Annotated in this window: 14 protein-coding genes; 3 read left to right on the top strand and 11 right to left on the bottom strand. The window is 46.3% G+C overall.

Annotated elements, in window-relative coordinates:
• Nucleotides 1-65 precede the first annotated feature (65 nt).
• The 4 genes from NC994_RS09905 to NC994_RS09890 all read right to left on the bottom strand — a co-directional run bounded on the left by NC994_RS09905 (nucleotide 66) and on the right by NC994_RS09890 (nucleotide 12,769).
• Nucleotides 66-1,364: a response regulator gene (locus tag NC994_RS09905; RefSeq protein WP_190440180.1), complete on the bottom strand. Its 1,299-nt coding sequence runs from the start codon at nucleotides 1,362-1,364 to the stop codon at nucleotides 66-68.
• Between the two features lie 166 nt (nucleotides 1,365-1,530).
• Nucleotides 1,531-3,345 carry a GGDEF domain-containing response regulator gene (locus NC994_RS09900; RefSeq protein ID WP_190440177.1) on the bottom strand — a complete coding sequence of 605 codons (1,815 nt, stop codon included), beginning with the start codon at nucleotides 3,343-3,345 and terminating at the stop codon, nucleotides 1,531-1,533.
• 272 nt (nucleotides 3,346-3,617) lie between these two features.
• A complete protein-coding gene (locus NC994_RS09895) occupies nucleotides 3,618-8,312 on the bottom strand; it encodes an MHYT domain-containing protein (protein ID WP_348225581.1) in 4,695 nt (1,564 codons plus the stop codon).
• Between the two features lie 728 nt (nucleotides 8,313-9,040).
• Nucleotides 9,041-12,769 carry a hydantoinase B/oxoprolinase family protein gene (locus NC994_RS09890; RefSeq protein ID WP_190440164.1) on the bottom strand — a complete coding sequence of 1,243 codons (3,729 nt, stop codon included), beginning with the start codon at nucleotides 12,767-12,769 and terminating at the stop codon, nucleotides 9,041-9,043.
• Nucleotides 12,770-13,017: 248 nt separating this feature from the next.
• Between NC994_RS09890 and NC994_RS09885 the strand changes: the two genes are divergently transcribed.
• Both NC994_RS09885 and NC994_RS09880 read left to right on the top strand, forming a co-directional pair.
• Nucleotides 13,018-13,947, top strand: coding sequence for a ribonuclease D (locus tag NC994_RS09885; RefSeq protein ID WP_190440161.1), 930 nt, complete (start codon nucleotides 13,018-13,020; stop codon nucleotides 13,945-13,947).
• A 129-nt stretch (nucleotides 13,948-14,076) separates the two neighbouring features.
• Complete coding sequence (locus NC994_RS09880) at nucleotides 14,077-16,059, top strand: alpha-amylase family glycosyl hydrolase (RefSeq protein ID WP_190440159.1); 1,983 nt, start codon at nucleotides 14,077-14,079, stop codon at nucleotides 16,057-16,059.
• Between the two features lie 43 nt (nucleotides 16,060-16,102).
• Here the strand turns inward: NC994_RS09880 and NC994_RS09875 are convergent, their stop codons facing one another.
• The 3 genes from NC994_RS09875 to NC994_RS09865 form a co-directional block, all read right to left on the bottom strand.
• The gene (locus NC994_RS09875) at nucleotides 16,103-16,678 is read right to left on the bottom strand and encodes a metalloregulator ArsR/SmtB family transcription factor (RefSeq protein ID WP_190440156.1); all 576 of its coding nucleotides are present in this window, start codon (nucleotides 16,676-16,678) and stop codon (nucleotides 16,103-16,105) included.
• Nucleotides 16,679-16,751: 73 nt separating this feature from the next.
• A complete protein-coding gene (locus NC994_RS09870; protein ID WP_190440153.1) occupies nucleotides 16,752-17,591 on the bottom strand; it encodes a M20/M25/M40 family metallo-hydrolase in 840 nt (279 codons plus the stop codon).
• 13 nt (nucleotides 17,592-17,604) lie between these two features.
• Nucleotides 17,605-17,652, bottom strand: a complete 48-nt coding sequence (locus NC994_RS09865) for a hypothetical protein (RefSeq protein WP_277879632.1) — start codon at nucleotides 17,650-17,652, stop codon at nucleotides 17,605-17,607.
• A gap of 268 nt (nucleotides 17,653-17,920) precedes the next feature.
• Between NC994_RS09865 and NC994_RS09860 the strand changes: the two genes are divergently transcribed.
• On the top strand, nucleotides 17,921-18,862 hold the full coding sequence (locus tag NC994_RS09860; RefSeq protein WP_190440150.1) for a DUF5996 family protein: 942 nt from the start codon (nucleotides 17,921-17,923) through the stop codon (nucleotides 18,860-18,862).
• A 273-nt stretch (nucleotides 18,863-19,135) separates the two neighbouring features.
• On the opposite strand, the gene NC994_RS09855 is transcribed toward NC994_RS09860, so the two are convergent.
• The 4 genes from NC994_RS09855 to ntrB form a co-directional block, all read right to left on the bottom strand.
• The gene (locus tag NC994_RS09855) at nucleotides 19,136-21,427 is read right to left on the bottom strand and encodes a nitrate reductase (protein WP_190440146.1); all 2,292 of its coding nucleotides are present in this window, start codon (nucleotides 21,425-21,427) and stop codon (nucleotides 19,136-19,138) included.
• 102 nt (nucleotides 21,428-21,529) lie between these two features.
• Nucleotides 21,530-22,375 (bottom strand): nitrate ABC transporter ATP-binding protein, encoded by an 846-nt coding sequence (locus NC994_RS09850; RefSeq protein WP_190430024.1) that lies wholly within the window; start codon nucleotides 22,373-22,375, stop codon nucleotides 21,530-21,532.
• 79 nt (nucleotides 22,376-22,454) lie between these two features.
• Entirely contained in the window at nucleotides 22,455-24,455 is a 2,001-nt protein-coding gene (locus tag NC994_RS09845; protein WP_190440143.1) for a nitrate ABC transporter ATP-binding protein, read from the bottom strand.
• Nucleotides 24,456-24,634: 179 nt separating this feature from the next.
• A complete protein-coding gene (gene ntrB / locus NC994_RS09840) occupies nucleotides 24,635-25,477 on the bottom strand; it encodes a nitrate ABC transporter permease (RefSeq protein WP_190440140.1) in 843 nt (280 codons plus the stop codon).
• Nucleotides 25,478-25,529 lie beyond the last annotated feature (52 nt).

Here is a 25,529-nt window from a genome sequence, read left to right as displayed (position 1 = left end):
GAAGATAAATTGGAGACTAAAAAAGTTGCGCGTAGCGTCTCTTCCGCTTTCGGCTTCGTTTAAGCCTATGTGGTCTTAACAAGATGTACTGGAATTTCAATCGTAAACTCTGCACCCTGTCCGGGGAATGAATGACACGTCAGTTGACCTTTATGCTTTTCTACTATAATCTCATAAGTCGTCAATAACCCTAACCCGCTGCCTTGACCTATAGGCTTTGTCGTAAAAAATGGGTCGAATAAACGCGATCGCATTTCTTCAGCAATGCCAATTCCATTGTCTTTAATTCGGACAATTATCGTTTCCCAAGCACTAAACTCTGTACTAATCCAAATTGTTGGGCTGGAAGATTCAGAAAAGTCTTGCCCAATCCTCAATTCTAGAGCATCTATAGCATTATTCAAAAGATTAAGAAATGCCTGATTAAGCTGGCTAGCATAACAATTAACTAAGGGTAAATCTTCATATTTTTTGAGCACCTGAATCTCCGGGCGTTTCCCTTCTCCTCTAAGTCGATGCTGCAACAATAATAAAGTGCTATTCAACCCTTCATGGATGTCTACAGCTTTAATATCTGATTCATTAAGGCGGGAGAAAATGCGTAAAGCCAGGAGCATTGTGCAGATTCGCTCTACACCCGTTTGCATTGAGCCTACAAGGTTTTGAATATCTGAATTCAGAAAATCTAGATCGATTTCTTGAATCGCTTTCTGAATGGGAAGAGTAGGCTTTGGGTACTCTTGTTGATAGATACGAACCAGATTTAGCAAGTCTTGAATATATTTGCGTGCTGGCTCGAGATTGCCAGAAATAAAGCCAATAGAATTATTGATTTCGTGAGCCATTCCTGCGGCTAATTGACCCAACCCAAGCATTTTTTCTTTTTGAACCAGTTGTGCTTGAGCCTTCTTGAGATCGCCTAAGGCTTGTTGAAGTTGTGAGTTCTGATTTTTCAACTGAGTTTGAAGGCTTTGAATTGTTAGTTGATTTTGAATCCTCGCCAAAACCTCCTCAATTTGAAAAGGCTTAGTAATATAGTCTACGCCCCCAACTTGAAAAGCTTTCACTTTATCTAAAACATCATCCAAAGCACTTAAAAAAATTACAGGTACAGAGGAAGTTTCAGTATCTTCCTTTAACTTTTCGCAAACTTCATAACCATTCATGCCCGACATATTAATATCTAACAAGATTAGATCCGGCTGAAGTGTCTTAACTGCGGTTAAAGCCATTTGACCATTAATCGATTTACGAACGTTATATCCTTTATCTAACAGCAGGGAAGATAAAAATCGAATATTGTCTGGTGTATCATCAACTATCAGAATATCGGCTTTGAAGGTATTTGCTAAATTGGAATCCATTGGGCTTTGAATTAAAAGAGTATCAAAATTGTCAACCTGCTGATTATCGCTGCATCCCAAATAGTTAATCTTTGTAAAAAAATAGGTGCTATTTCAATTTAATTAACTATTTTTATTTAGTTTAAACTTATATCTAGTAACATAGACTACACGTTTAGCTTAAATATTATTGCTGTGTATCCGATACGATTAAGTTTGTTGCTTTTTTTCCCTCTACGGGTTTGGAAAATAGATATCCCTGTCCAAATTCACAATTTAAGTTTCTTAGCTGAGATAGCTGTTCGCCCGTTTCAATTCCTTCTGCAATTACACTCATATTTAGAGTTTGAGCAATCTTCATAATCGCCGGAATCAGTCCTAAACTATCTGTTTTTTCATCTAAATAACTAATAAAAGAACGGTCGATTTTGAGAGTATCAACAGGAAAATTATATAAATAACTCAGAGAAGAATACCCGGTACCAAAGTCATCAATACATAACTGAATTTTACGTTCTCGAAGTTGCTGCATAATCGCTTTTACAGATTGAGTATTATTCATCAGAACACTTTCTGTGATTTCTAATTTTAAGTTTTGAGGATTCAGTTGGGTTTCCGCAAGGATTTGGTCAATTTGCTCAATTAAATCTGGCTGAGCAAATTGCCGCGCTGAAAGATTGACACTCATAAATAGGGAATGATCGAGCAATTTTTCCTGATACCATTGCTGAAGTTGATGGCAAGCTTCCCGCAAAACCCAATTGCCAAGTTGGTTAATCAAACCTGTTTCTTCTGCTACAGGAATAAACAATCCAGGCGATACCATTCCTCGTTGAGAATGATCCCAGCGAACTAATGCTTCAAACCCAACAATTTTGCTGGTATCAAGAGCAATAATTGGCTGATAGTGGACAATGAATTCTTGTCGTTCGATGGCTCTACGCAAGTCATTTTCAAGCTGTAAAACTTGAATCACAGCATCGTGCATCTTTGGGTCAAAAATTTGGTATTGACCTTTTCCTAAGGTTTTGGCACGATACATTGCGATGTCTGCATCTCGCAATATATGTTCTGCTCGCTCGTAATTAGGATTGCTCATAGCAATTCCAACACTAGCGTTGATGAAAATTTCCTGTTTATTTAATTGAAACGGAGAAGCAAAAGATTGAAGGATTTGATCTGCGATAAGGAGTACACTGCTGATATTTCCAACGTCTGTCAAGATAATCGCAAATTCATCACCGCCCAACCGAGCCAAAGTATGATGTTGACTAAGTAATTTTTCTAAGCGGCGAGCTAAATTAATTAACAGTTCGTTCCCAGCAAGATGACCGAGAGAATCATTGACTACTTTAAAGCGATCGCAATCAAGAAACAACACGGCAAACGCCTCTCCTGAATGCTCCTTGGTGCATTTGAGAGCTTGTTCTAGACGCTCCATGAATAAAGCTCGATTGGGCAATCCTGTAAGATCGTCATAAAGTGCCATTTTTATGAGTTGTTCTTGAAGGAGCATCCGTTCGTTGATTTCTCGCCTCAGTTCTTGATTTGCTACTTCTAGCTGAAAAGTCCGCTCTTTAACTCGTTCTTCAAGTTGAGCATTTAGTTGTTGGTTTTGGATTTTCGCGGCTCTTAACTCTAGTTGATTCTGAACACGAGCTAAAACTTCTTCAAATTGAAAAGGTTTGGCAACATAATCTGCTCCGCCAACCGAAAAAGCTTTTACTTTATCAAAAGCCTCGCTGAGAGCGCTTAAGAAAATTACAGGAATTGCAGCAGTTTTGGGATCGGCTTTCAGTTTTTCACAAACTTCATAACCATCCATGCTAGGCATCATAATATCAAGCAAAATTAGATCGGGGATAACAGTTTGTATCGCTGTCAGTGCCATTTGCCCGCTTAATGCCTTGCGAATGGTATAGCCTTGCTTCATTAGCAGACCAGACAGAAAACGCAAGTTTTCTGGGGTGTCATCAACGATGAGAATATCTTCTTTTGCCATAACGAGGGAGAAATTATTTATTTCAATTCTTTCATCATCGATTTTGGAAAATTCGTTAGTTTAGAATATTATTTAAAAGTCATCTTTCTTCTATTTCCTGTTTGCAGTTAATGATAAAGGTTTAAAAAGTTTTGAACTAATTGATTGCAGCGTTAAATATTATTTAACCACTTATCTTAGACATTCTGCAATAATCTTCCACAGGTGTGAGAGTAGAGGAAGGCAATGGGAAAAAACCTATTTGCCATCCTGCAACAAAATTTTTCGATATCCTACTCTTGCTGGGAATGTGATAGAAGAGGCGAAAAATTGAGGGAGGTTTGCTGTGAGTTTTTACCAGTAAGCTGTGTTTCAGTTGATTGAATTAATTCCATAATTTGCTCAAACTGAAAATTTTCGACCAAATTGGTCAAAGCATTTATAACAAACGAATTTTCTGGGGGAATTTCCTGAAGGAGCTGAAGGAGCAAGAAATCGCTGCCTTGGGAAGCTGCATAGTGTAGCTGTTGTATCCATTCAGAGGGCATAGTGGAAATCTGAAGGGGGATGTCAGAATCGGAAGTCTCTGGTAAATTTTCCTTCCTGCTTTCGGTGGGTAATGCTTCCTCCTCATAGAGATACTGCACCCCTAGATATTTATTCATTTTAAAGAGTAGTTCCTCTTCTCGAAAAGGTTTACGCACGAAGTCATCGCATCCCGCTGACAAGATAATTTGTCTGTCTTCTTCAAAAACGCTGGCAGTTAGGGCAATAATTATGGTTGCCTCACCTTTTAAGGAAGCTCTAATTTTTTTGGTAGCTTCATAGCCGTTCATCACAGGCATCCGCATATCCATCCAGATTAGATGGGGTTCCCAACTCTCCCAAATTGCCACAGCTTCTTGACCATTTTCAGCTTCTTGCACCTCAAAGCCCAAGTAAGTAAGAAGCTTAACTAGGAGGAGACGATTTGTGGGCTTATCCTCCACAACTAGAACACGATAGATGGGTTGGTCAGGAGCTAAACCAATAACTTTTTTATAGATAGATTGGGATGTTTCAATCTCCATCTGCTCAACCAAACCTGCCTGAATGTCAAAGGTAAATTTGGCTCCCTGACCTGGATGACTACTGACTGCGATCGCTCCTCCCCCCATCAGTTGGACAAACTTTTGACTGATCGGTAAACCCAAACCCGTGCCTTGACAGGACTTCAGCCCAACTGAGGTTTGTCCAAAAGCTTCAAATAACCGATCGAATTCATTTGGGTCAATACCGGGGCCAGTATCTTCCACTTCAAAGAGCAGGCGGATAAAAGGCACAGGTGAGGAGTCTGCTTGTTCCCCGACACTCCTGCTTTCCGCCTCTCCTTCCTCCCCTGTAACGCGCAGGGTTACGCTCCCTTTGTCAGTAAATTTGATGGCATTACCGAGAAGGTTAATCAAGACCTGACGCAGCTTACTTTCGTCGGTTTTGACGTACTGGGGGACAGCAGCCGTGCATTCAAAGTTAAGCAAGAGTCCCTTGCTTGTGGCTTTGAGTTGTAGCATCTGTTCGAGACTATTGAGCAGACAATACAGGTCAAAGTCATTTTCATGTAGCGTGACTCGCCCTGCCTCGATTTTAGCCATCTCTAAAACATCGTTAATCAATGCCAGCAGATGATCGCCACTGCGACTGATGATCTCCAGGTATTTCTGATGTTCGGCAGATAGGGAGGTATCAAGGCTCATCAATTGGGTAAAACCAAGGATGGCATTGAGGGGTGTCCTTAGTTCGTGGCTCATATTGGCAAGAAATTCGCTTTTAGCACTGTTGGCAGCATCAGCGGCTTCCTTGGCGATCATCAATTCAATTGACTGCTGTTGAGTTCGCGCTAGCAATTCTGCCTGTTGGATCGCAACGCCTAACTGTGCCCCAATTTGAACAACCATCTTGATTTCTGCCTCTTGCCATTGGCGAGAACCGGAATTTTGGTATGTTGCTAGCAAGCCCCACAGTTGATTGCTATGGAAAATCGGAACAATGATATAAGCTCGTGCTTGAAAGCGCTCCAACAGTTCTAGGTAACAAGCGTCAAATCCAGCCTGGTAGATGTCTGGGACACAACGATAACTGGTTCCTTGGCGATAAGTCCCGCCTTGATTTGCTTGCAAATAAGTATCTTGGATTGGCTCCTCTGCACTTCCCAAAGTTTTGCCAGCACAACCCACCTGGTTAACAGCAACCTTGGTTAGCTGAGATTGATGAATTTGTTCGGGTACTAGCAAATTCCAGCCGTCTGCTACCGACTCCGATACAAATTCCCCACTCCAGTCGGGATGGAAACGATAGAGACCAACGCGATCGCAATTAATCGCATGGCGTAATTCTTCAGTCGTAGCGCTAAAAATTTTGTCAATTTCTAAGGTTTGGCGCATTCGCTGAATCACGAAAGCGATCGCTTTTTCCCGTTCTGCACTCTCCCGTAATGCGGCTTGTGCTGCTTGACGTGCCTGAGTCACTGCAATGAATTCGTTGACTAATTTAAGCCAATTAATTTCTTCTTGACTCCAGACTTTGGAAGAGCTTATGGCATCCAAACCCATAAAACCGACAACCGTACCAGCGTAAAGCGTCGGAACGGCAAGCCGGGACTGGATACACTGGAGTTTCGTCAAGGTTGGTTCGGCGGCGACAGGTGGGCGTTCGGCAGGAAATTGAACCGTTTTGCCACTCAAAAGTTGGTTGTGAACCCAGTGATGATTTTCAACAGGTAAACCTTGAAACCGATCCATCGCTGGCTGAATGCCAAAGCCGCACCACTCGTGGGTCATATTCCAGCCGTTTTGGCGATCGGAGTAATCAAACAGGTAAGTGCGATCGCACCCCAAAAACTCGCCAACGGCTTGCAGCGTGAAAGCGATCGCAGTATCTAAGTTTTCGTCAATCAGCATCCCAGAAATCTGGCTCAAGCAACTGTCCATCGCTGCTCGTTTTGTCAGCAATTCCTCCGCTAACTTCCGCTCCAGCTCGGCTCCCGCTCTGGCAACAAAAATTTTCAAAATCATTTCTTTGCCAGGAGCGTGAACCATTGGCTGCACGTCCAACACCACGAAATTGCCAATTGTATTGCCAGCCGAGTCTACTAACGGAATTCCCCAGTAACTTTGTGCCCCTAACTTCTCTAACGTTGGGAAGTCAGGAAAAAGTTCTTGTACCTCGGATGGATAAAAACCGCTCGTTCCTTTCAACACGTTTTCGCAAGGACTACCCGCTAAGTCGTACTCGAAATTTTCGCCAAAATCCTCACCCGTCCAGAATGCCAAAGTCCGCATTCTAGTTTCAGTATTATCTGCAAACTTACAGACTACAGCGTAGCGGACTCCCAAAACTTGGGCGAGATATCGGACACAAGAGCGAAAGAACTCATTGCCAGTTGCAGAAGCTGTTCCCTCAACCATTAAGTGCAGTGCTTCTTCCCTCTGTTTGCGCTCGGTAATATCAGTATGGGAACCTGCCACGCGATAGGCTGTGCCGGTTTCATCCCACAATGCAACTCCACGGGTCAGAATCCAGCGCCAGCTGCCATCTTTATGTAATGCTCGGAACTCTATCTCGTAGTTGGGAATTTTCTTCGCTAAATAGGCAAGCAGCACCGCTAACACTCGCTCTGAATCTTCTGGGTGCAGGATTTGTTTGAAAGAATCGATGCTATTCGAAATTTCTAAGTCTTCATAGCCCAACATACTTTTCCAGCGAGGTGAGAGATAGGCATAACTGGTTTGAATATTCCAATCCCAAATCCCGTCATTGGCTCCTTCTACCGCTAAAACAAATCGTTCTTCACTTTGGCGGAGTGCGGCTTCCGCTTGCTTTTGGTTCGTAATATTGCTGAGGGTACAAACAATTCGCTCTACACTCCCGTCCTCTGCTAGCTGCGGGTCGGCATTGGCTAGCATCCAGCGTTGATTATGGCTCTCAGGATGGTCGATTCTGACGACAATATTATGAATTGGTTGGCGCTGGGCAATGCTGGACTGCACGGGTAGCTCTGGCGTTGGGAAGGGTGTACCATCTTCTTGCTGCAACAGCCAATTTGCACCAAATACCTGATGCGATAAATCCTCTGAGTTGAGATTGAGGAGATTAATCGCAGCTTGATTGTAGGTAAGAATTTCGGCATTAGCATTGAGCAGTAATACTCCTACCTGCATTTCTCGGATCAGCATCCGAAAGCGGTTCTCACTCTCCTGTAACGCTTGCTCTCGAACTAACTGCGCTGTTAAACGCCGATCGAATAGAGAGGTTAATAGGGCTAGGCTCAAAATGAACAAGGTAGCAATCCCGATAGCGATCGCTAACCAAGACTGAGTGATGGGGGGAGACGGCTCTAGTAGAAAGACTTTGTGAGCAGTAAAGTGAGTCGCCCACATTCCCGTGTAGTGCATCCCACTGATGGCAATTCCCATCAGGAGAGCGCTGCCGAATTTCTGCCACAGCAGACCTTTTAAGGATTGCTCTTGTAGCCGAAATGCCAGCCAAAGCGCGGCAAAAGAAGCGATGATGGCGATCGCTACCGATAGGCTCACCAATCTCCAGTCATACTCAATCGTCGCCTGGACTTGCATGGCTGCCATCCCTGTGTAGTGCATCCATGCAATGGCAATTCCCATACAAACCCCGCCGCCGATGACCAGCGGGATTGAAACAGCGCGACTCAGCAGCCACAAAGCAATGCTTGAGGCAAGAATCGCGCACATCAAGGAGAACAGGGTGATCCACACATCATAATTGACAGACTGTGGCAGTTGGAAAGCCAGCATGGCAATGAAGTGCATTGACCAAATTCCAGTTCCCATTGCCCCTGCTCCACCCAGAAGCCAGCGCCATCGTCCCCGTTCCACAGCAGACCGCACTCGTCCGGCTAAGTCTAGGGCTGTATAAGAGGCAATTACCGCGATCGCAAAAGAAAGGATTACTAAACCTAGGTTATAAGTGCCAGCCATTGCGCTATGCATATCTTTTTCAATGTCGCGGATTTCTAAAAATCAATCGATATAAAAAAGTTTTTCAGCGAAAGGAATGCATTTGTGAATGGGTTCCTTAATCTCGCCCCACGAGTTTTTTGGACTTACAAGTCCCGTTTCGATTCCTACCAACCCCCGCATAACGGCACACATCGCTGAGCGTATTCGTGCCGCTATCAAACGGTAGAAAAGAGGGGGAAATATAGTCAAAGCCCATCTTAAAAAAGGAGATTTAGGGGAACCTCCGCGTAAGTCCTATCGGATCAGCCCGCCTAAAGAAAGAACTTCCTCTGTGTTTAGACGAATCAGTAAACGTTCCCCGCATTGGAAATTAATTTTTTTTGGGAATTTGCTTTAAAGTCTATAATTTTGTACTTGATTTTTTTGATTTCATAAGATACTAATTCAACTAAAGCGTTGGATGGAGACAGTATAAAGTTCTGTCAACTACCTAAACTAGCATTTTTTAATTAAATATGCCTTATTAAGAATCACTTACGGATTGCCGCTGAACTTATTGCTTTAAGCGATTCATTTACAAGCCTTGCAAACAAAGGAGTTCAGCAGTTTTCCCAGTTCAAGCAAATAAATTACTAAGTATAATTCCCTACTTTTCCTACTTTTCCTACTTGCTGTTTGGGTCGAATATAATCATCTATCAAAGGTCAAGGGTTGCGATCGCGCTTTTATCATGTATCAATTAGAGGTTATAGATTTTTGACAATTCCATAACCTCCACCTCCTGGTGTTTCGATAACAAATACATCGTCACGCTGCATTTCTACAACCCCTGTACTGCCCAATTCCTCTATCGTTTCATCAGTACGCTGCACATAATTTTTCCCGACTGCACCCGCTTCACCACCATGCAAACCAAAGGGAGAAATGACACGACGACTTGATAAAATTCCAGCAGTCATGGGTTCAAGAAAACGCAGGCGACGGATAACACCATTCCCTCCATGATGATGTCCATTCCCGCCAGTATTGGGACGAATCGCAAAACTTTCTAAAAGGATAGGAAATCGCCATTCCAATACTTCTGGGTCGGTAAGACGGGAGTTTGTCATGTGAGTTTGTACGGCGTCGGTGCCGTCGAAGTCAGCGCCAGCGCCGGAACCGCCACAGATGGTTTCGTAATATTGATAGCGATCGCTTCCAAAGGTGAAATTATTCATCGTTCCTTGGGAAGCTGCCATCACCCCCAGCGCCCCATACAAAGCATCGGTAATGTTTTGCGAAGTCTCTACATTTCCCGCCACCACAGCAGCAGGATAACGCGGATTTAACATACAGCCTTCGGGAATAATAATTTCCAAAGGTTTGAGACAACCCGCATTGAGGGGAATATTGTCATTCACTAAAGTGCGGAAGACATACAATACTGCTGCCTTGCACACGGCTGCTGGTGCGTTTAAATTACTCGGTTGCTGAGGAGAAGTGCCGGTAAAATCTATTTTGGCGCTGCGAGTCGATTTGTTGATGGTGATGGTAACTGCGATCGCGCTGCCATTATCCAGAGGACAAGTAAAACTGCCATCTTTGAGAACTTCGATAACCCGACGTACCGACTCTTCCGCATTGTCTTGTACAAAGCCCATATAAGCTTGCACAGTCTCTAAACCATAATGCTCCATCATCTTGTGGAGTTCTTGCACGCCGCGTTCGTTGGCGGCAATTTGTGCTTGCAAATCTGCAATATTTTTACGGGGATTTCGGGCTGGATAAGCGCTGGATGCCAGCAGTTCCAGCAATTCTTTTTCTCGAAAATGTCCTCCCTCTCCTAGTTGGAAATTATCAAGTAGCACTCCTTCTTGTTCTACCGTGGTGCTGTTTGGAGGCATGGAACCTGGAGTAATCCCACCAATATCTGCATGATGTCCCCGCGAGGCAACGTAGAAGAGGGGAAGCGTAGGAGGGGAGATTGTAACGCGATTTATCGCGTCTGGAGAGGAAGCAAATACAGGGGTAATTACGGTGATATCGGGTAGGTGCGTGCCGCCGTTGTAGGGATTATTTGAGGCAAAGACATCTCCAGGTTGAATCGTGTCGCCACAAGCGTCAATTAAACTTTTGACGCTTTCACTCATAGAACCCAGATGCACGGGAATATGGGGGGCGTTGGCGACTAACTGCCCGTGTTGGTCAAAAATTGCACAGGAGAAATCTAAGCGTTCTTTGATGTTGACTGAGGAACTGGTATTTTGCAGAGTGATACCCATTTGTTCGGCGATCGCGCGAAACAAATTATTGAAAATCTCCAGCATCACCGGATCGGGACGATTGAGGATTCTAGATTCTGGATTTTGGATCGAGAATTGTAAATTTGCCGAACGCTGCAAAATCAGATGATTGCGATCGCTTAGCTGTGCTTGCCAACCGGGTTCAATGACATTCGTACCCGTCGCATCGGCAATAATCGCAGGGCTAGAAATGCAGTCTCCGGGTTGCAAATCCTCTCGCTTATACACTGGCGTCTCGTGCCACCGATCCGCCGCATACATCTGTACAGTTGCCACCGGTGAGGGAAGTTCAGCGCTGCGACGCTGAATGACTGCTTCCTCTACTCTCTCCGTCTTCGCCACCACCTCAACCGAAACCGCCTCTACAATCAGCCTTTTATCTTCCACGACAAAGCCGTAACGCTGCCGGTGCAACTCCTCAAACCGCCCCCTCATCGCCGCCGTATCCCCAAAATCCACAATCAGCGCCGAATCAGTCCCCTCATACCGTAAATGCACCTTCCGAAAAACCTCAATCTCAACATCCTCCCTTCTCTCTTCTTCCTGTCTTTCCTCTGCGTCCTTGGCGTCGTGGCGGTTCGTTTCCTCCTCCCCCTGCCTTGCCAACTGGCTTAACATCCCCTCCAAACTCAGCACTAACTCCTCACTCAGATGCGCCTCCACCGCCCGTTCTCGCAGCACCCGCATATCTGCCAAACCCATACCATAAGCCGATAACACACCAGCGTAAGGATGCAGAAACACCTGCTTCATCCCCAACGCATCGGCAATCAGACAAGCGTGTTGTCCCCCCGCGCCCCCAAAGCAGCACAAAGTATATTCCGAAACGTCATAACCGCGCTGGAGAGAGATTTTTTTAATTGCACTCGCCATTGTTTCAACTGCGATCGCGAGAAATCCAGCCGCCACTTGTTCCGGCGTCCGATTGTCCCCAATTTCTGCCGCCAGTTCATTAAACTTTTGCCGCACTACTTCTGCATCTAGCGGCAAATCTCCGTTCGATCCAAACAATTTCGGGAAAAACTCCGGTTGCAACTTGCCCACCATCACATTGCAATCCGTCACCGTTAGCGAACCGCCTTTCCCATAGGCAGCGGGGCCTGGATTCGCCCCCGCTGATTCCGGTCCCACGCGATACCTCGCCCCATCAAAAAAGAGAATCGAACCGCCACCAGCAGCAACTGTATGAATTGCCATCATCGGCGTCCGCAGCCGCACCCCAGCAACTTCCGTTTCAAAAGTGCGTTCGTATTCGCCGTTATAGTGGGCGACATCCGTAGAAGTGCCGCCCATATCAAAGCTGATAATTTTGTCGAATCCCGCCATCAAGCTTGTCTGTACCGCGCCGACGATGCCCCCAGCAGGGCCAGATAAAATACTGTCTTTCCCTTGAAACTGTTGGGCATCAGTAAGTCCACCGTTGGACTGCATGAACATCAACTGGGGAGAGTTTTGAGTTGAAAATTCCGATTCCAAACTGGCTAGCTGACTAGCAACTCGATCTACATAACGTCGCAAAATAGGCGATAAATAAGCATCAACAACGGTAGTATCGCCGCGACTCACCAACTTCATCAACGGGCTAACTTCGTGCGATACCGAGACTTGGGTAAATCCAATTTTCCGCGCTGCATCTGCTATTTGTTTCTCGTGTTCGGGATAGCGATAGCCGTGCATGAAGACAATGGCACAGGAGCGAATCCCGTCGTTGTACGCTTCTTGTAGAGATGCGATATATCCTGTTTCTACGGGGATTAATTCTTCGCCTTGGGCGCTGTAGCGTTCCTCGACCTCAATCACTCGCTCGTAGAGCATCTCTGGCAATACAATGTGACGGGCGAAGATATCGGGGCGATTTTGGTAGCCGATGCGAAGGGCATCTCGAAATCCCTGAGTAATGACCAGAAGAGTGCGATCGCCCTTGCGTTCCAGAAGCGCATTTGTCGCCACAGTGGTTCCCATCTTGACAACTGCAATCTGTTCCGATGGAATAGGTGCATCTGCCGCAACTCCCAAAATGTCTCGAATTCCCTGTATTGGCGCGTCAGTATACCGTTCGGGATTCTCCGACAGCAGCTTATGAATCACCAGTTGTCCATCCGGACGCCGCGCCACAATATCAGTAAACGTACCACCCCGATCGATCCAGAATTGCCAGCGGTTATTTACGTCGGAAGGTAGATTGGAATGCATAATAAAAAATAATTGCGCGATGTTGATGATAAAATCTTTCTAATTAATTCTTATTATAAATACCGTTGCTAGTTTGTCCGGTTTTAGTTTGAAAACATCCAACCTATTTTAATAAACATATTTTTTGATATAAAAATAGCTTTTGTAGAAGGAATATTTATCAATATTAATTGCTGTAACTTCTAAAAGTAAAATAAATAATCTAACCTTTTATTTAACTTTTATTTACAAAAAGGATGTTTTAGAGAATGCTTTACTTCACAGAAACAGAGAAAGCTAAAGTTCTAATTGATGAATCTTCAAAACGCCAGCTTTTGTACTTAGATACGGAAGTTGCCGATTATAATACTCGCAAGCCTAAACTCTCTTTAATTCAAATATTAGATGACTTTACCGATGTAAGCGGAGATAGCGTTTGCATTTTAGATGTTTTAGATAATCCTGAAATTGCAGAAATCTTTATTAAAGAAATCATGGTTAATCCTGCAATTGAAAAGGTCTTCCACAATTCCAGCTACGATCTGAAGTTATTAGGTAAAACCAAAGCTAAAAATGTAAGTTGCACCTTAGAGATTGCCAAATCAATCCCTTACTATTTATTGCCAGTACCAAATTTACAATTGAGAACTCTGGCAGAAAAACTGTGCTATTTTCCCAATATAGACAAAACCGAACAAAGCAGCGATTGGGGACAGCGACCGCTGACAGAAAGTCAGCTACAGTATGCAAAAATGGACCCGATTTATCTGGCTCACGTGCATCAGCGGCTGTTGGAATTAACTCAATTGAGTAGTCCAGATCCAGAACAGGAAGATGTAACAGCTCTAGCCCAACGCTATCGAGAAATTGAGCAGGAATGGAAGTTGCTAGATACCGAAATTGACCACATCCAAAATAGGCTCAAAGCCGCGATGCAAGCACAAGAACTATCAGAAACGAAATATTTCCAATTATCCAGTTATGAGCGAACTACAAAAAAAATTCCGTTTAACCAGTTGGCAAGAATGGCGGAAATTCATGGAATTGATTTAGAGTTTCCGGTGACACTAACCCAAAATCTTCAGAAAGACTTGGGAGAATTGATCGCGGAACTTCCAGTGGAAGAAGAGAAAACTACTATCTGGCGGTTGAATCCCAAAGAGCAGGAAGATGAAGAGGATGATGGGATTCCATTTTAAGGAATATTCTGTTAATTCAAGTAACTATCTCTTTCTTCCCGTCTTGAGATTCACCTTTTATCTGGAATAACAGTCTGTTCTCGTGTGTAAAAGCTCGTAGCTAACCTTCGTATCCAAGGGGTTTCTGTAATGCTTCCTGATTTATTGCATCGCAAACAGACACATTTCGTTTTGTGGCGTCCAGGAGAGATTCAACCCCCTCCAACCCTTTACATCGGCAACTTCGCTGGAGATAATCCAAGCTCATTTGAAAATTTTCAAGAATTCGACTTAATCCAATCAACAGATTTTCCAGAACTTTGGGAAATACCAGCGGAAAACTGCAATTTAACAGACGGAGAGGTTTATTTTTACTGGTTTAAAGTCCGCGACACTGACGCCTACACCAACACCCATCGAATTCTCTACTGCACCGATCCTACCGCTTACACGGTGGATCGGCGTTTCTCTGCACCGAAAATCCTTTCAGAAGAGGGAATGTCCGACCTAGATCCAGCTAGCGTCATCCTCTACCGAGATAAAATGCTGGTTCCGTGCGATCCGAAGGGGCAAACAGCGGACTGGGAAGGAGATACGATAGAAAACCTACAACCGAATAATCGGCTAGTGATTTACGAGTTGCCCACTCGCTGGACTCGAATTCGTTCAACTGGGGGAATTCAAGAAGGAAACGGGACTTTTCGAGACGTAGTTTCTCTATTTGTGGAAGAAGCGATCGCGCCTACTTTCTCTACAGTCCGCGCTTTACAAAACCGTGCTCATCTAGTGGAATTAGGTGTCAATGCTTTAGAACTTTTACCGCCATCTGATAGCGATCAAACAGATAATTGGGGCTACGGTACGGCTAATTATTTCGCAGCCGATTATGACTTAGGTCGCCCGGACAGCCAAGAAGCGCCCACGGCTTCCACCGATTTAATCAATCTCATCAAAGTTTGCCATCAACACGGCGTGCGCTTTTTTGTTGATGCGGTAATGGCTTTCTCTTACAACAATCCTTACCGCAACGTTAATTATGTAGAATTTTATATCAAGTTTAATAGTGGCGATCCAGAACAAGGAAATCGGGACGGATTTGGCGGTGATTTGTTTAAGTACAACTATTGGGTAGAAGGGTATCATCCGCTTGCAGGTACGCGATCGCGTTTTGTTCCTGCCCGCGAATATATGAAAGCCTACATCGTCCACTGGATGGATTACTATCGGGTAGATGGTTTGCGCCTCGATAGCGTTAACAATATCGGCAATTATGACTTTTTACAGGAATTCAAAGATTATGCGCGATCGCTTTGGCAGGAACGGGAAGGAAGCGGCGATAAATTTCTCGTAGTCGGTGAAGAATTAAGCGTACCGCTAGCTTTAATTTCACAGAATCGTCTCGATGGGTTGTGGAACGAAAAGTTTAAGCATATTATCCGTAGCGTCATTCTAGGACAAAATTCGTCTGATGAGCCTAGCTTTGAATGGAGCGTCCGCAAACTCATTGACTGTCGTAATTTAGGGTTTGCAGATGGTTCTCAAGCAGTTAATTATCTGACTTCCCATGATGTAGGAGGCTTTGGCAACGAACGCTTCTACAGCTACCTAAATAATAATCAAGTTTTTGATACAGAAAAGCGCATCAAGCTAGCATTTGTTTGTTTGCTCACTGCTGTCGGGATTCCGATGATTTTGGCAGGAGATGAATTCGCCGATCAAAATGACTTGCCAACTTCAGATGACCATAAAAAACAGGTTGATCCGGTCAACTACAGCCGTCTGACAGATGATTGGCGACAGCGTATTTTCAATTATGTTTGTAGATTAGTGAAGTTTCGGACTACTTCTGATGCTTTAGCCGTAAATGACACTCATTTTATCCATTCTGACTTCAATGAAGGCAAGCGAGTTATCGTTTGGCAGCGAGGCAAAGACGATCGATTAGTGATTGTGGTGGCGAATTTCTCTGAGTACGGGACTCCTCCAGGTTCTGAGTATAAAATACCTAATTGGCCTGCAACTCCGGCAGGTAAACAGTGGAAAGAGATCGCGCAAGATCGTATGGTTCCTGCTGAATGGGTAGGCAGAGAAGGCATCTTCCCGTGGGAAGCGAAGGTTTACGCGCTGGTTTAAACCTATTCACCCTCAGAGGTAGGGACACGGCACTGCCGTGTCCCTACTCACCCGATAGCACTGGCAAACGCCAATACACCCCATTTTCCCGCTGCATCAGCTTAGAGGCTATCAACTCTCGTCGCAGAGTGGCGCAGTCAGGATGGTGGCGCTTGATGATTTCATTCACCTGAAGTTCTGGGTAATTAATCCCGATTTCAAATTGGTTTGCCAACCACTTGAGAATCACTTGGCGTTTTTTGCGACTGGCAGGAATTTCTTTCAGGCGATTGCCTTCAAAAAAGTTTTTCAATACCTTGCTCTCCCATGCTTCCCCTTCTACATCTTTGACGAGAGAAGCCATGTTATCTGGGGTGAAAATCTCTTTGCTAAAGTTTTGCAGCGCCTCGCTATTGAGTCGATACAAATGAGTATTGCCGTCAGGGCGCATATTCACCAAATTGAGTTCTTTCAGTTTACCCAAATGATGGGAGACAGTCGGCTCCTTCAGTTTCACAATCGCGGCTAATTCTTCGACGCTGCATTCCCGATTCGCCAGAATCCCCAAAATCTTCAATCGGCTTTCGTCAGCGAGAACCTTGAAGAAGCGTAGCAGGGTTTGAAATTCCGCTTTTTCCATCGTTTTACTTCTAATTAGATACATATCTAATTAGAAGTTTATCTAATTAATTGTGCGGTATGCAAGTCATCTTTCACAGATGGCTAATGCCGGAAGCCAAACCGCGACAGACGCCGGTCAGAAAGTTTAAATCCAGGGTTTCTATGGTGTCGCTCGGTTGATGGTAATGGGGATTTCGCATAAATGCTGTATCTGTCACCATCATTGCTTTATAGCCTAAATCCCAGAAGGGCGAATGATCGCTCAGTCGCGTTGAGCTGACGATTAAACCTTTATTCGGCACCGGCAACCATTCGCTTGGAACCCCAACTTTACGAATGTTGCGACTCAGGTGGATTAAATCGGGAATGGTCGGCAAATTGCCAATTAAAGCAATGTAATCACCCCGATTCGGGTAAAAGCGTTCTAATCCAGCGGGATAGCGTTGCGAACCAGGGGCGGAGTTGCAATATCCCAGCATCTCTAAGGAAAGCATTAAGCGAAGGGATTGTCCTTGTTGCTTCAAATCAGCGGCATATTGCTGACTCCCTAGCATCCCGTATTCTTCCATATCAAAAGCAACCAATCGCACCGGGTATTTTATCGGTTCTGCTGCGAAAATTCTCGCCAATTCCAATAGCGCGGCGACACCCGTTGCATTATCATCTGCGCCTGGGTTTCCGGGTGCAGCGTCATAATGTGCGCCAATAAGAATTGGTGGCTTCTGATTATTTGTCGCCGCCGGTAGATTCAGGATAAGATTCTGATGATTTTGACCTCGAATGCTGAACTCATGGGTTTCTACGGTTCCCCATTGTTGCAGTTGTTCGCGGATGTAGTGCTGTACGTAGAAATGCCCCGAACTGGCGAGATAAGGGTCGCGATCGCGTACTATCTGGGTGAGATGCGATCGCAAGTTTTCTTTTAAATCCAATTGTCTATTGCTCCTAAGTTTCTAACCAAGCGCTCAAATCATTTACAGAGGAGAAATCCAACAGCGCCTCGCCCAAATCTTCTTACTGGGGGAATGGATAATTGCTGAATTTTAGTTTGTAGTTCGGGAGCAATCGCGCCAAACCGACGGGTAAGCTGATGCATAATCAATGCTACCCTTTCTCCTTGGTGTCACTTTTAGAAGATATTTTGATAACTTACCGATCCTTGCATAATCTCCTCTCTAAACAGTTAGGTAATCAAATCTTTTTCAAAGCCTGATACTGTTTATAGTATCTACCGCCAATCCTGAGCATGGAGATTCATCTCATGACGACTTCCGCTCACCGCTCATCGAACGCTGTTTGGCTCCCTTTGTCACTCTCAGCTTGGCAAGATACCTATCAAACGCTGCATTTGTGGACACAAATTATTGGTAAAATCCGGTTAGCATTAGCCCCAAAAATAAACCATTGGTGGCACTCGACGCTGTATGTCACCACCCCTGGACTTACCACTGGCCCAATTCCTAACGGAACACGCAGCTTTCAAATCACCTTTGATTTTCTCGCTCACCAACTCAAAATCGAGACAAGCGAAGGTACAACCAAAAGTCTGGCACTTGCTCCTCGCTCGGTGGCTGATTTTTATCAGGAAGTGATGAACACCCTGAAGGATCTCGGCATTGAAGTGCAAATCTGGACAATGCCCCAAGAAATTGCCGATGCGATTCCCTTTGAGCAAGACCATCAACATCATGCTTACAATCCGGAATCTGCTCAACGCTTCTGGCAAATTCTGGTACAAGCCAATCGCATCATGACGGTGTTTCGCTCCCACTATATTGGAAAGTGCAGTCCTGTCCATTTTTTCTGGGGCAGTTTCGATCTGGCTGTGACTCGCTTTTCGGGACGAAGGGCACCCGAACATCCAGGAGGTGTACCCAACATGGCAGATTGGGTAACGCGAGAGGCTTATTCCCATGAAGTCAGCAGTTGTGGTTTTTGGTTTGGGGGTGGTTCAACAGAAGCCTTATTTTATGCCTACGCCTACCCAACACCAAGAGGATTCAAGGATTATCCAATTCAACCACAGTCCGCATTCTATAGCCCGGAGCTGCAAGAATTTGTCCTGCCCTATGAGGCGGTGCGACAAGCAGACGATCCAGATACAGCCGTGCTGCAATTCCTACAAAGCACTTATGAGGCAGGGGCGAATTTGGGAGATTGGGAGCGAGCTGCGTTGGAAGATATTCCAGTAGCAAGTGAATAAAGTGAGTCTGCGATCGCTTCTATTGGTATATGGGATGACACTATCTGTGCTTTTTTCCGCGTCACTTCATAGAGAATTGGTATCACCAGGCGATCTAATTATTGACAAGAGAAGAAATCCAACAGCGCCTCGCCCCAATCTTCTCACTGGAGAGCAGACCGACGTGATTGATAAAAAAAGGGATACGGTAATGCCGTCCCCCTTTTTAAGCCTAAAAAAATTGAATTTCAAACGCCAGAATTGAGAATAAATTACCTCAGCTTAGGGGCAATTTTAAACAGACAAGGCGGAGGAAAAAGCCTTGGACTGAGTGGGGTGGAGTAGATACTCAGAGTCAACTTTTTCAGCAGTCAAGGGCACCAGTTGCACCGCACAAGCTTTCAGTTCCGGTTGCAGTGATTCGGGACAAGATTCGGCATGGGTGAGGGCGTTCGCTTCGGCACCATCTGCCCAAAGAGCGCCCCAGTGCATGGGGACAAAGGTAACACCGGGAGCGATCGCCTTGGTGACTCTGGCAGGGAATCGCGCCGTGCCTCGACGGGTTCGCACTTCCACCCAATCATTCTCCTGAATCTTCAGAGAAGCCGCATCGCGGGGATGAATTTCAATGAATGGCTGCGGGTGCATCTGCCGAATTTTATCAATTCGTCCGGTACGGGTTTGGGTGTGCCAGTGTCCGTAAAGTCTGCCCGTCGTCAGAACAAAAGGATAATTGGGATCGGGCGGTTCTGCCAGCCCCCGCGAATGATAGGCTCCAAACCGCGCCCGTCCATCCGGCGTCGGAAAGCGAAAATCAGTGTAAAGCCGTTTTGAGTTTTGAGTTTTGTTAGCGTAGCGGTGCGTAGCACATTTTGAGTTTTGAGTTGAAGAGTTTAAGGGAGAACTCAAACTTGGGGTATCAAAACTACGATCGGGACAGGGCCACTGAAGCGGACCTTCTTGCGCCAGTCGTTCGTGACTGAGACCGCTCATATCGCAGACGCGATCGCGTGTCAACTTCACATATTCGGCATAGATGGAGGCTGGCGTCTCGTAGGGAAATTTTTCAGCAAAACCTAAGCGCCGTGCGACTTCTGTAAATATTTGCCAATCGGGTTTGGCTTCTCCTGGGGGAGTGCGAAATGCCTGACACAGCGTGACCACTCGCTCGGAGTTAGTCATCGTGCCAGTTTTCTCGCTCCACTGCGCCGCCGGGAGCAAAACGTGAGCAAAGGCGGCAGTTTCAGTGGGGTAGTAGGCGTCTTGATAGACCGTAAAAGGCGATCGCTGCAATGCAGCTTTCGCACGTTCCAAGTCAGGTAAACTGACAGCCGGGTTCGTAGCGGCAATCCAGAGAACGCCCACATCTCCGTTTTCCAAACCCGTAATAATGTCCCACGCCGTGCGACCCGGATAGGGCGAAATTTGTCCGGCGGGGAGTTGCCAAAACGCTTCAAGTTCCGCTCGATGTTGGGGATTTTTGACCACTCGATATCCGGGCAGAATGTGGCAAAGACCGCCGGTTTCCCGACCGCCCATCGCATTCGGTTGACCCGTCAGCGAAAACGGCCCTGCACCGGGTTTGCCAATCTGAGCCGTCATCAGGTGCAGATTCACGATCGTTCGCACCTTGGCAGTGCCTTCAGAAGACTGATTCACGCCCATCGACCACAGAGACAGCACGCGCTTCGACTGTGACCAGTATCGAGCTGCTGTTTCCAGGTCAGAGATGGAAATACCGCATCGTTCGGCGACCACTTCCGGTGGATAGTGCTGGATGACTTCTGCAAAAGCTGGAAAATTCGTCGTGCAGTCCTCTATGAAATAAGTATCAATCGCGCCCCAACGCATCAGCAGGTGAGCGATGCCATTGAGTAGATCCATATCGGTGCCTGAGCGAATCGCTAAGTGCAAATCTGCTGCCTCAGCCGTGTTCGTCCGGCGCGGATCGACCACAATCATTTTGACGTGGGAATTTTTCTTGTGGTGTTTCCGCAGGCGGTTAAAAACGATCGGGTGGCAATCGGCGGTGTTGCTGCCGATGATAAAAGCACAGTCGGTTAAGTCTAAATCTTCGTAGCAGCAAGGGGGGCCATCTGAACCAAAGCTTTGCATATAACCCGCAACGGCGGAGGACATACACAAGCGCGAGTTGGAATCAAAATTATTCGTGCCCAGACACCCTTTGAGCAGTTTCTGAGCAACGTAGTAATCTTCAGTTTGCAGTTGCCCGGAGCCGTACATACACACGGCGTCCGATCCTTGAGTTGCCAGAACGTTTTGAATCTTGCTCGCGACGAGATCCAAGGCTTCCTCCCAGGTGGCGCGGCGGAAAGGTTCATCCAGGGAGTCGCGGATCATCGGATGGAGAAGGCGGTCTTTGGAAAGGGACTCGGCAACGGTAGCACCTTTGACACACACCATCCCGTGACTGGAAGGGTGCGCGCGATCGCCCTGCACTTTCCAGATGGGATTCCCTTGAGCATCCCGATGCGTTGGCTTACCGGCTTGCGCTGGAGGTGTCACCTCCAATCCACAGCCGACGCCGCAGTAAGGGCAAAGGGTTTTTGTACTGTCAGTTGTCATTCGTCAGTCGTCCGTTGCTAATTGCTAATTGCTAATTGCGATTAGCCATACTTTCATCGCTTGTTGGGGATTACCCATTGGATAATACCTAACAAGCGATGACTAATCATCATCATGAGCAAATCGGTTGAACAGGAAGTCGAGGGCGTAGTTTCGCAGGTTGTAATATTCCGGGTCTTCCATAATCCGGGCGCGATTCCGGGGGCGGGCGAAGGGAATTTTCAAAACTTCACCGATGTTTGCCGATGGCCCGTTGGTCATCATCACCAGCCGATCTGCTAGGAAGAGTGCTTCGTCGATGTCGTGGGTAATCATCAAGACAGTAACTTGATGTTCGCGCCAGATGGTCAGCAGTTCCTCTTGTAATTCTTCCTTGGTGATGGCATCTAAAGCGCCGAATGGCTCATCCAGGATTAATACTTTAGGGCGAATTGAGAGGGCACGCGCGATCGCGACTCGCTGTTTCATCCCTCCAGACAGCTGAGATGGTTTTTTATCTGCTGCTTCAGTCAGCCCCACCATTGCGAGGTGATCCCGAACGATGGTGACTTTTTCCGACCGGGGTTTACCGGGATAGACAGAATCCACTGCCAGGTAAACGTTCTCGAAGGCAGTCAGCCAGGGAAGCAGGCAATAGTTCTGGAACACCATCATCCGGTCTGGGCCAGGTTCGCGGATTTTCAGGGTTTCCAGGCGCACTTCACCGTCAGTTGGCTTGTTGAAACCTGACACCATGTTTAACAGGGTGGATTTACCGCAACCAGAGTGACCAATCAGGCAGATAAATTCGCCTTCATAGACGGTGAGATTTACCCCATCCAGAACGGTATACGGCCCGGTAGGAGTGGGATAAACCTTGGAAACATCTTCAATGACCAAAAACGGGTCGCGGTTGACGGTTTCTTGGGTTAGTTGGGTGACGACGCCAGTGTTGTTCAAAGTGTGCATGGGGAGGTGAAGGTTGTTAATAGCTAATCGCGAATTGTTCTTGCCATAGTTCCATTAGCGAATGGCTAATGACTGATTACTAACGACTCGCAACTAAGGGGTCGATGTTAATCTCTTCGATACGAATTGGACGCTTAATTTCCAAGCTATTGAGGTACTTAATGGGATCGTCGGGATTGAAAATGGTGCCATCAAACATTTGCATGGGTGCGCGATCGCGTCCGATATCCATTAAGCCGAGTTCCCGCGCCGCTTCCCTAAATACATCGATGCGCCGCACTCGTTCTTGAATTTCTAGCCAGTTTTTGGGGAACGGAACAATTCCCCATCGTGCTAGCTGAGTCATCACCCACAGTCCTTCCTCCGGTTCTGGAAAGTTCGCTTTATCGACAAAGAACTGGTTATAACGCAACATCTGTTCGGGTGCTGCGCCCGTCCCGCGAATGTAGGGATCGATAAAGCCGGGACGGGTGTATTCTGGGGCGGAGCCGATGTATTGCGGCTGACACAGTAAGTTGACAATTTCTTCCCGATTGCGTCGGTCATCGCAGTATTCGCAAGCTTCCAAAAGCGCTTTTATCAATGCGATATGAGTTTGCGGGTACTTATTTGCCCATTCTTCCTGGCATCCGAGTACCTTCTCCGGATGTCCCGCCCACAACTCCATATCGGTGGCGATGACAAAACCGAGTTTTTCATGAACGGCGCGAGAGTTCCAAGGTTCGCCGACACAGTAGCCATCAATACTTCCAGATTTCAGATTGGCGACCATCTGGGCGGGTGGAATCACCGTCAAACTGACATCTCGGTCGGGATCGATGCCGCCACTTGCCAGCCAGTAGCGCAGCATCATGTTGTGCATAGAGGCAGGATGCACCACGCCTAACGTATGAATTTTGTCCGGAGTTTGCGCGATCGCTTCCTTGAAATCTGCCAAGGTGCGAACGCCGCGATCGTACAAATCCTTACTGAAGGTAATCGCATTGCCATTGCGCGATAAAGTCATCGCCGTACACACAGGCAGTGGCGGGCCATCGGCTCCCAAGGTCATTGCCATCGGCATTCCGGCAACCATCTGGGCAGCGTCTAGGCGTCCCGTCGCCACCCCTTGCGCGATCGCTTTCCAACTGGGTTCGCGATTCAGCGTCACATCTTCTAACCCGTGCTTGGCGAAGAAACCTTTTTCCTTTGCCACCACCAAAGGCGCACAATCAGTTAGGGGAATAAAGCCAATTTCTAGATTGACTTTCTCCAACCCATTCCGGGCAACCACCGCCGGTTGCGTTGCTTTGCGCTGCTTGGCTTTTTTCTGCTGGTTGAGGAAGTAAATCATCTCATTCCGCAAACCGTAGTAGCTAGGATGATTGACAACCTCCATGCGCTTGCGTGGGCGAGGGATGGAGACTTCCAGAATTTGCCCGATATGGGCATCTGGGCCGTTAGTCAGCATCACAATTCGGTCAGATAGTAGCAGCGCTTCGTCCACATCGTGCGTCACCATGATTGCGGTGACTTTGCTTTCCTGACAGATTTGCATCAACTTTTCTTGCAAGCCGCCTCGTGTCAAAGCATCCAGCGCGCCGAACGGTTCATCGAGTAGCAGCAACTTAGGACGAAGGGCGAGGGCACGCGCGATCGCTACCCGCTGTCTCATTCCTCCCGATAGCTGACCGGGTCGTTTATCCGCAGCGTGCCGCAATCCCACCAAATCGATGTGATGCTCCACAATCCCCTTGCGCTCACCTCTGGGCCGGTCCTGTAATACTTCATCTACCCCCAGAGCGATGTTTTCCCGCACGGTGAGCCAGGGAAGCAGCGAATAATTTTGGAACACGACCATTCGGTCTGGTCCCGGCGAAGTCACCTGTCGCCCTTCTAAAATCACACCCCCACTCGTCGGTCTATCTAGACCAGCCACCATATTTAGTAGGGTTGATTTGCCGCATCCAGAATGTCCAATTAAAGAAACAAATTCACCTTGTTTGATTTTCAGGTCAATATTCTTGAGTGCCACATAAGTACCGCCATTGGCAAGCGAGTACACCCGGTCAACATGGTCAATTTCTACAAAGACAGACATAGCAATAGGGCTGAGGTATGAGGACTGAGAGAAGTGAGGACTGAGGTATGAGGGCTGAGGACTGAGAGAAGGAACTAAAAGAGGAGTCAGGGATAAGGATTGAGGATGAGTTGAGAAGTTAAGGGCGAAGAGTTTATTTAATACTTCCTAGTCAGCCCTCAGTCCTGAGTCTTCAGTTCTTACTTCTGTTCCTCTGGTACAACTTTGGAGGCGACGAAGCCTACTAGCCTATCTAGCAGCAAACCAACAACACCGACATACACAAGTGCGAGAATAATTTGGCTCAGTAAAGAGTTGTTGTAAGCGTCCCAGATGAAGAAACCAATTCCCACGCCGCCGACTAGCATTTCAGCCGCAACAATTGCCAGCCAAGACAAACCAATACCAATCCTAAGTCCAGTAAAGATATAAGGAACCGCTGCGGGAAAGAGAATCTTAAAGAAATACTTCTGCTTAGAAAGCCGCAACACTCTGGCAACGTTTCGGTAATCTTGAGGAATCTGCTGCACTCCCACCGTGGTGTTAATAATAATGGGCCATATCGACGTGATAAAAATTACGAAAATAGCTGAAGGATTGCTTTGTTGAAATGCTGCCAGAGAAATCGGTAGCCATGCCAGAGGGGGAATGGTACGCAGAACCTGAAAGAGGGGGTCTAAAGCACGGTAAGTAAACTGATTGGTGCCAATCAAAATCCCCAACCCAATTCCAACTAAGGTAGACAAAGAGAAGCCAATCGCTACCCGCTGTAAACTGGCGAAAATTTGCAACGCCAAGCCTTTATCCGTACCGCCATTATCAAAAAATGGATTAATAATATAGGGGTTCCAAGTTTCTCTTAGTACTTGGATTGGCCCTGGCAAACCTTTAGAACCCGGAGGGCAGAGGATTTGCCAAAGGATCATAAAAGCTGCAAGTGCTAGCAGCGGTGGCACAATATGTTTAAGTTTCTTCTGAAAGAAGGTTCCGATTAATTTCTGGGGATTATTACTTGAAAGGCGATTCTCAGTTCTAGCGGTCATTCTCGCTCCTAATTGTTAATCATATTGATTCGTCATTGGCTAGCGAACAGCG

The sequence above is a fragment of the Trichocoleus sp. AS-A1 genome, from assembly GCF_039962015.1.
Lineage (GTDB): Bacteria > Cyanobacteriota > Cyanobacteriia > Cyanobacteriales > FACHB-T130 > FACHB-T130.
Note: the sequence above shows the minus strand (reverse complement) of the source record. Positions and strands in the feature narration are given on the sequence as shown.